General features: G+C 35.1%; 12 protein-coding genes. 10 read left to right on the top strand and 2 right to left on the bottom strand.

Features of this window, described 5'->3' with window-relative positions; translation table 11 throughout:
- Positions 1-2: 2 nt before the first annotated feature.
- From DBR39_RS02835 to DBR39_RS02800, 8 genes are all read left to right on the top strand, one after another.
- Positions 3-1,640 (top strand): DUF4270 family protein, encoded by a 1,638-nt coding sequence (locus DBR39_RS02835; protein WP_124530763.1) that lies wholly within the window; start codon positions 3-5, stop codon positions 1,638-1,640.
- Between the two features lie 31 nt (positions 1,641-1,671).
- Entirely contained in the window at positions 1,672-3,525 is a 1,854-nt protein-coding gene (gene glmS, locus DBR39_RS02830) for a glutamine--fructose-6-phosphate transaminase (isomerizing) (protein WP_124530762.1), read from the top strand.
- Between the two features lie 108 nt (positions 3,526-3,633).
- Complete coding sequence (gene gldK, locus DBR39_RS02825; RefSeq protein ID WP_124530761.1) at positions 3,634-5,058, top strand: gliding motility lipoprotein GldK; 1,425 nt, start codon at positions 3,634-3,636, stop codon at positions 5,056-5,058.
- 53 nt (positions 5,059-5,111) lie between these two features.
- Positions 5,112-5,810, top strand: a complete 699-nt coding sequence (gene gldL / locus DBR39_RS02820) for a gliding motility protein GldL (protein WP_103232175.1) — start codon at positions 5,112-5,114, stop codon at positions 5,808-5,810.
- Between the two features lie 53 nt (positions 5,811-5,863).
- Positions 5,864-7,453, top strand: coding sequence for a GldM family protein (locus DBR39_RS02815; RefSeq protein ID WP_124530760.1), 1,590 nt, complete (start codon positions 5,864-5,866; stop codon positions 7,451-7,453).
- Between the two features lie 22 nt (positions 7,454-7,475).
- Positions 7,476-8,414 (top strand): gliding motility protein GldN, encoded by a 939-nt coding sequence (gene gldN / locus DBR39_RS02810; protein ID WP_124530759.1) that lies wholly within the window; start codon positions 7,476-7,478, stop codon positions 8,412-8,414.
- A gap of 140 nt (positions 8,415-8,554) precedes the next feature.
- Positions 8,555-9,589 (top strand): NAD(P)/FAD-dependent oxidoreductase, encoded by a 1,035-nt coding sequence (locus DBR39_RS02805; RefSeq protein ID WP_124530758.1) that lies wholly within the window; start codon positions 8,555-8,557, stop codon positions 9,587-9,589.
- Positions 9,590-9,623: 34 nt separating this feature from the next.
- The gene (locus tag DBR39_RS02800; protein ID WP_124530757.1) at positions 9,624-9,881 is read left to right on the top strand and encodes a SemiSWEET transporter; all 258 of its coding nucleotides are present in this window, start codon (positions 9,624-9,626) and stop codon (positions 9,879-9,881) included.
- A 71-nt stretch (positions 9,882-9,952) separates the two neighbouring features.
- Here the strand turns inward: DBR39_RS02800 and DBR39_RS02795 are convergent, their stop codons facing one another.
- The gene (locus DBR39_RS02795; RefSeq protein WP_124530756.1) at positions 9,953-10,387 is read right to left on the bottom strand and encodes an META domain-containing protein; all 435 of its coding nucleotides are present in this window, start codon (positions 10,385-10,387) and stop codon (positions 9,953-9,955) included.
- Between the two features lie 37 nt (positions 10,388-10,424).
- The gene (locus tag DBR39_RS02790; RefSeq protein ID WP_124530755.1) at positions 10,425-10,817 is read right to left on the bottom strand and encodes a multicopper oxidase domain-containing protein; all 393 of its coding nucleotides are present in this window, start codon (positions 10,815-10,817) and stop codon (positions 10,425-10,427) included.
- A 655-nt stretch (positions 10,818-11,472) separates the two neighbouring features.
- Between DBR39_RS02790 and DBR39_RS02785 the strand changes: the two genes are divergently transcribed.
- Both DBR39_RS02785 and DBR39_RS02780 read left to right on the top strand, forming a co-directional pair.
- The gene (locus tag DBR39_RS02785) at positions 11,473-11,859 is read left to right on the top strand and encodes a hypothetical protein (protein ID WP_103232168.1); all 387 of its coding nucleotides are present in this window, start codon (positions 11,473-11,475) and stop codon (positions 11,857-11,859) included.
- Positions 11,860-12,007: 148 nt separating this feature from the next.
- Positions 12,008-13,090 carry an efflux RND transporter periplasmic adaptor subunit gene (locus DBR39_RS02780; protein WP_124530942.1) on the top strand — a complete coding sequence of 361 codons (1,083 nt, stop codon included), beginning with the start codon at positions 12,008-12,010 and terminating at the stop codon, positions 13,088-13,090.
- The last annotated feature ends 17 nt before the right edge of the window (positions 13,091-13,107 follow it).

Here is a 13,107-nt window from a genome sequence, read left to right as displayed (position 1 = left end):
TAATGACTCATAATCTTAAAAAGACATTCGCCGTACTTTTACTGGCGATTTTCGGAAGTACAATCCTTTATAACTGCGAACCTGATCCGGATTCTCTTGGAGAACAGTTATTTAACAATGATGCAGCACAAGGGAATGAAATTTCATATGACGTTGTTGCATACAACTACAATAATAATGATTCCATCAGAAGTGATGCAGCCAGATTGATCAACGGATTAAATGAAAGTGGGGGTGCCCTTACAGTAGGTGTGCTTGGTGCTTTTACAGAAGGCAACTTCGGAATGCAGAAAGCTTCTTACATTACTCAGCTAAGAATGCCGGTAGATAATTTTGACTTTAATGGTGCCAATCCAAAGGTAGATTCTGTTGTTTTGGTAGTAAGACCTCCAGCAAATACTATTTCTAATACTTATTTCTTTGAAAGTGATTCATTAAAGACTAGTACATTCGATAAAAGTGATTTCCCCGTAGATGGAGTGGCTACAGCGGTTTCGATAGAGAAGAAAACATATCCTGTTCGTAAATACGGTAAAATAGGAGGGGCTTCAAAATCAATGAAGATCAATGTACATGAAGTTACTACGTTCTTAGACTCAAACAACGATATTTTTAAACGTTCCAATGTGAGTGTAAGTACTGGTGAACTGTTAGGTTCAGGAGTATTTAACGGAAACATAAGCTCTGTATCTATTACCAAAAAATCTGATAATTCTGTTGTATTTACAGGAAATCTTGGATACAGAATGAAACTGAGCAATACAGACTTTTTCCAGACTCATATTCTTGATAAAAAAGGAAAACCTGAACTTCAGGATGCTTCTAACTTTATCAGATATTTTAAAGGGATAAGAATTTCTGTGGATGAAACTGATAAATACCTTTACCAGTTCTCTCCTAACGACTTGCAGCTTATCATGTATTATAAATATGATAAAACAGATAACGGAACAACTACAAGACCGCAAACAACGCTTGCTTTCAATGTAGGAGGTATTAATGCTCATATCGGGCAGTATGAATACAATAGAGGTGGAACTCCTTCAGCAAACGCATTGGCATCAATTAATACTGATATTGGGGACGCGAAACTTTACGTTCAGGGAATGGGAGGTCCTTCTGCAGTAGTGAAAATTCCTGATGCTACCATTGCTGCTCTTAGAGACATCTATAACAAAGACAAAGCAGGTATTCTAAGTGCTAAGATCAGAGTATATTTAGATCCGGCAAGCTGGAAAAATACAAATTCAACGGAAGACCGCAGATTTGCAGTGAATCCAATGAAAGCTGATGGTACTGTTGATTTCTCAAAACTGGCCTTTACATCAGATTTGTTAGCCGGGCTTGGTTTATATAGTTATAATGAGAGTAAAGGTTATTACGATTTTGTAGTGACAAAAACAATCAAGGATCTTGTTGAAGGAAAAAAAGAAACAGTTGATGGAGTTGAACAGCTGATAACCAATAAACCACTTTGGATCAATGCTGGAACATTTGCTGCAAATGCTACAGGAAACCTTTTAGGAGTTCGTAATACGACAAGAGCATTTGATATGAATAGAATTATTTTTACAGGTTCATCAGATAAAACGAATGCGAACAGAGTCCAGCTGAAAGTGACTTACGCTACAAAAAAATAGAATACAATAAAAAAACACTAGACAAAATAATATGTGCGGAATAGTAGGATATACAGGTTTTCAAGACGCTTACGAAATTGTAATCAATGGTCTTAGAAGATTGGAATATAGAGGATATGACAGTGCCGGGATTGTTTTAGAAGGTCCAGATAATAAACTGGAAGTTGAAAAAACAAAAGGTAAGGTCGAGGATTTGGTGAATATTTCGAAAGAATTAAAAGGGAAGTATAAAATTGGAATGGGACACACCCGTTGGGCTACCCATGGTGTTCCAAGTGACAGAAACTCCCACCCGCATTTGTCAAACAACGGAAAAATAGCAATTGTACATAATGGTATTATCGAAAATTATGATACCATTAAAACAATGCTTACTGAAAAAGGATTTACCTTCAAATCGGAAACAGATACTGAAGTATTGGTAAACCTTATTCAATATTTTATGGATCTTAATCCAGAAATAGATTTCCCAACTGCTGTAAGATATGCGTTGAATGAAGTATATGGAGCATATGCAATTACTGTACTTCATGAAGATTATCCGGGGATATTGGTCGTAGGAAGATTAGGATCTCCTCTTGCCATAGGAATCGGAGATAAAGAATATTTTATTGCATCTGATGCTTCACCTTTCGTAGAATTTACAAAAGAAGCCATTTATCTTGAAGAAGGACATATGGCAACGATCTCTCTTGAAAATGGAGTAGATATAAGAACCATCAATGATAACTCTAAAATTGAGCCGGAAATTCAGGAGCTTAAAATGAGCCTTGAACAAATTGAGAAAGGTGGATATGAGCATTTTATGCTTAAAGAGATCTTTGAACAGCCTAAATCTGTACATGATACAATGAGAGGTAGACTTCTTGTTGATGAAGGAGTAATCAAAATGGCTGGGATCTGGGATCACCTTGAGAGATTCAAAAACGCTAACAGAATTATCATCATTGCTTGTGGAACTTCATGGCATGCCGGTCTTATCGGAGAATACCTTATTGAAGAATACGCAAGAATACCTGTTGAAGTAGAATATGCATCAGAATTCAGATACAGAAATCCTATCATTACAGATAAAGATGTGGTGATTGCCATTTCTCAGTCTGGAGAAACAGCTGATACGATGGCTGCTTTGAAGCTGGCAAAAGAAAAAGGTGCATTTATTTATGGTATATGTAATGTTGTAGATTCTTCCATTGCAAGAATTACTGATGCAGGTTCATATACACACGCTGGTCCTGAAATTGGGGTTGCTTCTACAAAAGCATTTACAGCACAGCTTACTATTCTTACTTTAATTGCATTTAAATTAGGAAAACACAACGGAAACTTAGGAAATGCTGAATTTATGAGCTTAATTGCTGAGCTTGATGCTCTTCCTAAGAAAATTGAAGAAGTGTTGAATACGACCCATGAGCTGACTCAGAATATTGCAAAAGATTTTGTGAAAGCGACCAACTTCCTTTATTTAGGAAGAGGATACAATTATCCTGCTGCCTTAGAGGGAGCATTAAAACTAAAAGAAATTTCTTACATCCATGCAGAAGGATACCCGGCTGCAGAAATGAAGCACGGTCCGATTGCCCTGATCGATGAAAACATGCCAATTGTAATTATAGCGCCTAAAAAAGGTCACTATGATAAAATTGTAAGTAATGTTCAGGAAATTAAAGCGAGAAAAGGAAAAATTATCGCTGTAGTGAATAAAGGAGACCGTCAGGTGAGTGAAATGGCAGATTATGTTATTGAAATCCCTGAAACTTCAGAGTGTTTCTCTCCTATTGTTGCTTCCGTACCTCTGCAACTGCTTGCTTATTACATTGCAGTATATAGAGGAGCCAACGTAGACCAACCGAGAAACCTTGCAAAATCTGTAACCGTGGAGTAAAAAGTTGTTGTAAATAAAATAAATTTAGATTTCTTCCGTTATTTCAAAAAAAATCTTAAAAGTTTCTTAAAAAAATTATATATTTACGGCTTAATTATAAAAATTAACATGAAAAGGATATTTCTTTTATTATTGTCTGCGTCGGTAGCATCGGTATCTTGTTCAGGTGGTGGCAGCTCTTCTGTAGGGAAGCCAGGAACAAAAGGAGAATTGATACCAAGAGAAAAAACTAAATCATTTGTTGCGGAAAGACCATACGGAATGGTCGCAATTCCTGCAGGTTCATTTGTTGCTGGTTTAGCAGACCAGGATCCAACAAATACTCCTGAAAAGTCAGCATTGAAGACTGTTACTGTTTCTTCTTTCTTCATGGATGAAGCAGAAACTACCAACTCGGAGTACAGAGTATTTATCAATTATGTAAGAGACTCTATTGCGAGAACTTTACTAGCTGAAGCTGCCGGAGAAGGTGGTGATGAAGGCGGACGTAAAGGAGCTAGCATTGGAGACTATGCATATCTTGCTAAAAAAGAAGAAAACTTAACACCTTATCAAGAATATATGGAAGGCCAGGGGGGCCGAGAAGACGGAAGTTATGATGCCAGCAAAAGATTGGATTGGAAAATTCCTTTGCATTGGAGCACAACAAAATATCCGGATGTAGAATACGCAGAAGTTTTAGAATCTCTGTATCTACCTTCTTCTTCCAGAATTGGAAACGAAAGAATTTTAGATGTAAGCAAGCTTAAATATACTTACCGTTGGGGAGATATGGACGCTGCAGTTGCTGATAACGAAAGAGGAGCTAATTATCTGAAAAGCGAAAGTATCGCGATCTATCCTGATACTACCGTTTGGGTAAAAGATTTCCACTTTGCTTACAATGAGCCATTGTTTGAACAGTATTTCTGGCACAAAGCTTACAAAGACTATCCTGTAGTTGGAGTAACCTGGGATCAGGCAAGAGCTTATTGTAACTTCAGATCTAAATTGAAAACTGATTACAACGAAAGTTTAAAAAGAAAAAAACAAAGACCATTAGAGTTCCGTCTTCCAACAGAAACAGAATGGGAATATGCTGCAAGAGGTGGAATGCAAAATGCTACTTACCCTTGGGGTGGTCCATATTTAATGGATGACAGAGGTTGTTACCTTGCTAACTTCAAACCGAAGAGAGGTAACTACATGGAAGACGAGAAAAAAGGTACTTATACATATACAGCTCCAGTTAAGAAATTTAAGAAAAATGGGTTTGGGTTATTTGATATGGCTGGAAACGTTTCTGAATGGACATTATCTTCATTTAACAACTCTTCAGGTGGATTCTCTTCTACATTAAATCCTTCTACTAAGGATAAAAAAGATACGAAGAAATCTGTAAGAGGTGGATCTTGGAAAGATATAGGATATGCCCTGATGACAGGTGCTAGAGATTGGGAAAGAAAAGATTCCGCAAGAAGCTATATCGGATTCAGAACTGTACAGGATATTCCTGAAGCAGCTGTTAAGCCAAGAAGAGTTAACAGAAATTAATCAGACAATTTTTCAATAACAATTTTATTTAACATTAAAAAAACTAACTCAATATGTTTAAGACTAAAGATGCTTGGATGAATTTCTTTTATTCATTCGGTGCTGCAATTGTAATTCTTGGAGCTTGGCTTAAAATTACTCACATTACCTTGGGACCAATTAATGGTAATATCGCTCTTACAGTAGGGCTTATTACTGAGGCGATTATCTTTATCATTTTTGCATTTGACCCTCCAAAATCTGAAGAGTCTTATGCTTGGGAAAATGTTTATCCTGAGTTATTAGATAAACATGCTAACCCAAATCCTTTACACTCTAATGTTTCTTCTAGAAATAATAATGCTGCAGCTCAATTTGCTGAATTAGAAAACTCTCTTTCTACTAAATTGGACAAAATGCTTGAAGATGCTAGATTAGATGTTCAATTATTTGAAAGATTAAGAACAGGAATTGATAAATTTTCAAACTCTGTAGATCAGATCAACCAAACTGTTGATGTTTCTGCTTCTACTCATAAATACAATGACCAATTAAATAAAGCAGCGCAGCATATGGAAAGTATGAACGCTCTTTATACAATGCAATTGGAAAGCGGTAAAAAACAATCTGAGTTTGCTAACAAATATGTAGCAGACATGCAGAAATCTGCAGAGCAGTCTGAGAAATTCAATCAAGAACTACAAGGTTTAACTTCTAATCTTAATAATTTAAATAGAGTTTATGGTGGTATGCTAACTGCTATGAAGTCTTAATTCCTAAACCATTTCTAAATTTAACTACTTAATCAAAAAACAAAGAAAAGAGAATGGCACAAGGAAAAAAGACCCCTCGTCAGAAGATGATCAACCTGATGTATTTGGTGTTCATCGCGATGATGGCCCTAAATATTGATGCAGAAATCATCAGATCATACTATGACTCTACCAGAGCATTGAATGAAACCAGAACTTTAACAGAAAAAAAGAACGAAAAGATATTTGAAAGAACGCTGGAAGCTAAAGCTCAGCAGGTTCCTGATACTTACGCACAGCCTTGGTCTCAGTATAAAGTACTGAAATCTAAGATTGATGTATTGGTAAAATCTTCTCAGGATATCAAAGATCTGTTGAAAAAACAGTCTGAATTTCATGAAAAAGATGCTCAAGGAAAAGATATTGATGTAAGTGAGAACTTTGCTGCACTTAACAATAACGAAGCAACTACTGAATATTTCTTTAAAGAAGGAGATGAAAATTCTCCATCAAAGAATGCATTAGATCTAAAAGCTAAAATTGATGACGTAAGAAACTACATCAATGCTACTTTTGGTAATAATGCTCAGCTTAAAGATTTAGTTGAAAGAGCTAACAAGTCTCTTATTGCAGAATATCCTAAAGGGAAATCTCCAAACGAAAAGACTTGGTTCCAAAATAAATTTTACCATCAGCCGTTAATTGCTGCAATATCTAATTTGGAAATTATCCAAAATGATGCCAGAAACGTACAGTCTGATGCATTGGCACTATTACTTCAGGAAAAAGTAGATGCGAGTATTAAATTCTCAAGCTATGAGCCTATTGTTTCTGGTCCGGTGGATATCCAGGCAGGAAAACAAGCTGAAGTAAAAGTAATGTTGGGTACTTATTCTAACAGTAATAAGATCAGCATCTCTGGAGTAAGCAAAGTAGAAAATGGTAAAGGGATTATTAATATTTCAGGTTCTGGAATTGGTGAGCATAAATTAGGAGGTACTATTACATTGACAGATGCTACAGGTAAATCACAACCTTTCCCTTGGACGCATACGTATAATGTAATTGCAGGACCAAGAGAAGTAAAACTTGAAAAAGGATTATTACTTTCTGCAGATAAAATGAATGTAATGTATAGAGGACTTGAGAACCCTGTTTCAGGATCAATCTTAGGTGCTGACAATTCAAGACTTTCATTATCTGCTGCAGGAGCTACTGTGAAAAGTACAGGTACAGGTAAATGGGATGTTACTCCTACTACAGGAAATGTAGTTAAATTAACATTATCAGGAACTGATCCATATGGCAAGACTGTTTCTCAGGTATTTGAATATAGAATTAAGAATATTCCTAGACCTCAGGGTCAGATCAGAGGTAAAGCAGTAAACTTTATGCCGGCAGGTTCTATACCTAACCAGATTATTTCAGCTACTTTACCAGACTTTGACTTCCCTGTTTCATTTACTGTAAATAGCTTTATCATCAAGCTTCCAGGAAAAGCAGGTACTCTGATTCAAGGTAGTTCATTATCCGGAGCAGAAGGTATGCTTAGAAATCTTAGACCTGGCGATGTAGTTCAGATCTATGATATTCAGGCAACTGCTACAGGACTTGGAAACCAGAGGCTTAAGGAGATTTCACCTGTAATTATTAATGTACAATAAGGTTAATTTGTAAAATCATATTATGAAAAAATATATTAGCACCCTTTTAGTTTTAGTTTCGGGATTCGCGTTTTCCCAAACTATTCTGAATGCTGCTTCTCCCGAGGAGTTTAGACAAATGAGGTCTGAATCAATGAGAAAAGCAGGGGATACTGTTATCAGCAATAAAGTAAAACCTCTTGAATATGGTTTTGTTGATGACAAAGATATTTACAAGAGTATGTTTGTTTGGGAGATCATTGATATGAATGATAAGATCAACCAGCCATTCTATTATGACAATCCAGATGGACTTCTTTCAAGTTCTACAAGATCCTTATATCAGTTATTGCTTGATGGAGCACTTAAAGGTGACATCAAAGAAGTTTATGATGATGAAAATTTCGTTACAAGACTTACACCTGAAGCCATTCAGAAAAGATTGGAAAGTGTAAGACTTGACGAAGAAGCTATCGATATCCTTAACTCTGGAAGAACGCTTACAGAGGACGAGAAGAAAAGATTAACAGATATCATCAGAACAACTACTGATAAGGTGAAAGTTCTTAAAGTGATGGGTATGTGGTTTATCGATAAGAGAGACGGTCAAATGAAATACAGACCTCTTGGTATTGCAGCTATGGGACCAGATCCTACATCTGTTGGAAGAATTGGTCCTGACGGTCAGCCTTTAGCTGGTGCTGATGAATTGATCGACTTATTCTGGATCTATTATCCAAGTGCAAGAGATATTTTAGCAAATAATTATGTTTTCAATAGAAAAAATTCATCTGCTGATCTATCCTTCGATGATGTTATCAATGCAAGAAGATTCTCTTCTATCATTTATAAATCTTCAAGCGGTTTAGGAGATGGTACTATTAAAGACTATATTCCTAAAAATGCTGATGAGCAGCTGGAAGAAAGTGACAGAATCAAGGCACAGATTCTTGACATGGAAAATGATATGTGGAATTACTAGATTTCACTTGATATTTATAGAAAACCTGAGTATTTTTACTCAGGTTTTTTTTATTATGAAATCGCCCTTTGTTTATTGCTAATCAATAATCAATGATATAGGCGATTGCATATGACCTTTAAATAAATGAAATTTCTCATATGAAAAATGTAGATTATATTATTGTAGGAGACGGATATGCAGGGCTTTTTCTGGCTCATCAGCTCATTAAAAATAAAAAGTCTTTTGTGATCTTTTCAGAAGGAAGAAAAAGTGCTTCCCAGGTTTCAGCAGGAATTATCAATCCTGTTGTTCTAAAGAAGTTCACAACATTCTGGAAAGCACAGGAACAAATAGATTTTCTTAAGGACAGTCTTAAAGAAATTGAATCCTATACAGGAGAAAATTATCTGATCAATGCCTCCATTCGAAGAATCTTTCATGATGAGAACGAGCAGAATTTATGGTTGAAAAAATCAGGAAATGAAGAATTATCTGCTTTTCTTGATAAAAATTTTGATCGTTTAGAGGTAGTAAAAAACGATTTTCAGACCGGAAAGGTGAATCAATCTGCCAGGCTTAATGTTAATGGATTTTTTAGTGGTTTATTCAGTTATTTTGAAAAAAATGATCATTGGATAAAAGAAAAATTCGATTATAGCAAATTAAATTCTTCTGAATCGGTTTATAAAGATATTTCTTTCAAAAATATAATTTTCTGCGAAGGAATGGGAGTAAAAGATAATCCATATTTTTCAGAAATAGCAGTGGTTCCCAATAAAGGACATCATATAAAAGTGAAACTTTCCCAACCGATTCCTGAAAATATAACCATTAAAAAGAAACACTTTTTATTTCCAACCGGAACCGGGCTTTATTTTTACGGTGGAACTTATGATAGGGAGCAGCTTCATCATCATATCGATGAATCAGCGGTTGCACAATTGGTGAAGGGACTTTCTGAATTTTATCCCTACGATTTTGAAGTGGAAGAAGTGCACTTTGGTTTCCGTCCTACGGTAAAAGACCGAAGACCGATTATTGGCAGGCATGAGACATTCAGTAATCTGTATGTTTTTAATGGACTTGGAGCTCGCGGAATCCTCAATGGATGCTATTTTTCAAGAGATTTATTCCGTTTTATTGAAGAAGATATTCCATTGCATGAAGAAGTTTCATTGAACAGGTTTAAATAGTGTACCTTAGTGTACAGATTCAAAGCGTAAATCTATGAATGAAAATATATTAGGTATCATTGCCGGAGTTCTTACTTCGGTTTCTATGATCCCACAGCTTGTAAAAGTGATCAGAGAAAAGAATGTGGAAGATATTTCTTTACTTATGCTTTTAGTCCTTATTTCAGGGCTGTCATTATGGGTATGGTATGGTTTTGAAAAAGATGAGCTGCCTATTATTTTATCAAACTCATTTGCCGTTTTGGTGAATACGTGCCTTTTAATCTGTTATATAAAATACAATAAGAAATAGTTGATAAAACAACATAAAAAAGACGCCTTATCAATGAGGCGTCTTTGCATTTTTATTTAAGTGAAATAATATTATTGAAGAACAAATTTGGCTAAAGGAGCCATTCTTGCCTTATTTAAAGTAAGAGTATTTCCGTTCACAGAATAGTTATCTGCTGCAAGGATTGCTTTTGTAAATTGGTTTTCAATATCCAAATCTTCACAAGCCATCATCGTAGACATTCCCTGATTGAATTTAATTCTCATGATATCAGGCTTGATTTCAAAAGTTCCTCCCAATCCGTTGCATCCTGCGTGACCCTGATATCTCATCTCTTTCATGTCAAGCTTGAAATATGGATTGTTTTTAGGATTCTTTAGTTCAATGGGTTTCCCGTTAAGCTCTGTAAGTTTCCAAGTTTTTCCTGTAATATCAGTAGTTGTTTTTTCTGCATTTTGTGTCTTACAAGAAACAACTAAAAATGCTGCGATAATAAGTGCTGATAAGTAGTAATATAAACTTTTCATAATGTTTATTTTTTTTAGATGAATGCTAATCCCTATGCTAATACGATGCCATTTTAGCTGGGCCTGACTCTTTTTTTGCCTGTTTAAGATGGAACAGAACCATATCTACATTCTTTTTCAAAAAAGTTATATTACCCTTAATATCAGAGTATTGATACTCTTCATTGGAGGCAGTATACTCAGGTAAAGCATCACTTTTTTTAAGATCAAAAGTTTTACCGTTTAAATGTATTGTTGCTGTATTTTTAGTGTTATTGATAGTGACTTCTATCTTTTCTCCATAGCTGTCAACATACACATCTTTGGAAATATTGTCTGTATTTTCGGGTGCAGCTGTAGCAATCGTTTCAGCTTCTTTTCCGGGATGCTTACACGCTGTTAGGGAAAGAACGGTCAATCCAAAAAGGATTGGTAGTAATAATTTTTTCATAGTGATAAGTGATTTTAAAGTGTTTCATGAATTGTGGTGTTAATACCTTATAAATCTACAAATATTTTTAATAAATATGTGTTAATTTTTCATAAACTAACAGGAAATATAAATCAAAGTGGATTTATCTCACTGTTTTTTGAATCATTTTGTAGAATACGGGAAATAATAATTATTGTAGAAAAATCAGGGAAATAGAAGCTAGTAAAGGGTTTTTAAGCGTCTTATTTTTAGTAAGGTATTGTAAATTTTTTTCATTTTTCATTTGTTTTGTGTTAATTTTCGGCAAAAGTAATTCAAAAAAGAGAGACAACCAATAAGTTAATATTAATTATATGAAATCATGATAAAAGTTAGGTTAAGTTCTTTTAATTCAGTCAAAAAAGTACTTTGTAATAGAGGTTTTTTTGCTTTTAAAATGTTCAAAAACGCAACAGATTTAAAATTAAAATTTCCTTAAATCAACAAAAATGGTGTAGTTTTTGAAAACTAAAATTTGCACAGATGAGATGTCAGAATTGTCCAGAATGTGCTTGAATAAAGGAAATATTTAATATTTATCAGGTTTTTATATTCAGGTATTTTAAAGGATAGTTAAATTTTGTTAATCCATGATGATAATGTCATAATCTGGGTGTACATTTGCAACTTCAAAATGAGAAACTTTATAGTATACTTTTTAACCGGTCTTTTTCTGCTCTTTGTAGTAGAAAGCAGACTTGATGTTAAAACTCTTCGCAATGACTATAACGGTCATGTTTCTCATCATTTGCCCAAAAAAGCTAACCGTTTGAATCAGACTTTTGAAAAACTTTCTGTTCAACAAATGTCCGACAATGTAGATAATTCTACTTTAGAACTTGCCGAGAATGATTTCCAGCTGTCTGATATATGGCAGGCTGTTGTTGTTTTCGCAGGAGTTTTTAGTCTTGTTTATATTTTTGGACTAAAAAGCTACAAACGATTTCAATCAGATATTCACGGTTTTGTCTTTGGCCTTACTGCCAAAAGATTTATTCTTATCCGTTCTATCAGAATTTAAAATTTCATCGATCTATTCATTTTCTGCCTGATTCCAGGTGGATATACTTTGCGTTGTATATGTTGGTAATCATTACATCGTACCCCCTTTTATTACCGTTTTATTTCTATTCAAAACATTAACGATTTATATAAGCTCTAGAATTATGATAAAAAGAGTTGCTTCGGGAATTGCGCTGAGTGCCCTTCTGTTGGCGGTTGGCTGCAATAAGAAAAAAGAAGAAAAAGAAGAAGTTACCATCTTTCCGGTGACATCCCCTGTAGTAATGGATACTGTAATCAACAAAGAATACGTAGCCCAGATTCAATCGGTAAAAAACATTGAAGTTCGGGCTCAGGAAAAAGGTTTCCTGGAGAAAATCTTTGTAGATGAAGGACAATATGTACAGGCAGGACAGACCTTGTTCCGAATTATGCCTAAACTGTATCAGGCAGAATTATTAAAAGCAAAAGCAGAGGTAGAACAAGCTTCTATCGAACTGAAAAATGCAAGTACACTGGCAGGAAATAATATTGTTTCCAAGAATGAAAAAGCAATGGCAAAAGCCAAACTGGATGCTGCCAATGCAGAAATGAAACTCGCTCAGATCCACCTTTCTTTTACGGATATCAAAGCACCGTTCTCAGGGGTTATCAACAGAATTCCTTTGAAACTGGGAAGTCTTGTAGATGAAGGTGATTTGTTGACTTCGTTATCAGATAACACAAGTATCTATACGTATTTCAACGTTTCTGAACCTGAGTATTTAAGTTATCAGACGCATGCTGCAGACAGAGGCAGTAATCAGGTGTCTTTGATCACGGCAAACGGCGAAATGTATTCGCAGAAAGGAGAAATTCAAACTATTGAAGGAGAATTTGACAACGAAACAGGAAATATTGCTTTTAGAGCAAAATTCCCAAATCCAGATAAGCTTCTGAGAAATGGAGAAACAGGAAAGATCCAGATGACAATGCCTGTTCATAACGGTTTGATTATCCCACAGAAAGCTACCTATGAAATTCAGGATCAGAAATATGTGTTTGTCATTGACAAAAACGGAGTGGCAAAATCCCGAAACATTAAAGTAGCTTATGAACTTCCGGATCTTTATATTGTAGGTTCAGGAATATCAAAAGGAGATCAGATTCTTCTGGAGGGAGTTCAGAAAGTGAAGGATGATCAGAAGGTGAAAACAAAATTCCAGGACCCTAAAAAAGTTCTTCAGTCATTGAAATTAAAAGCAGAGTAGTGGTCTCTAAAATGAAG

The organism is Chryseobacterium sp. KBW03 (genome assembly GCF_003852415.1).
GTDB lineage: Bacteria > Bacteroidota > Bacteroidia > Flavobacteriales > Weeksellaceae > Chryseobacterium > Chryseobacterium viscerum.
Note: the sequence above shows the minus strand (reverse complement) of the source record. Positions and strands in the feature narration are given on the sequence as shown.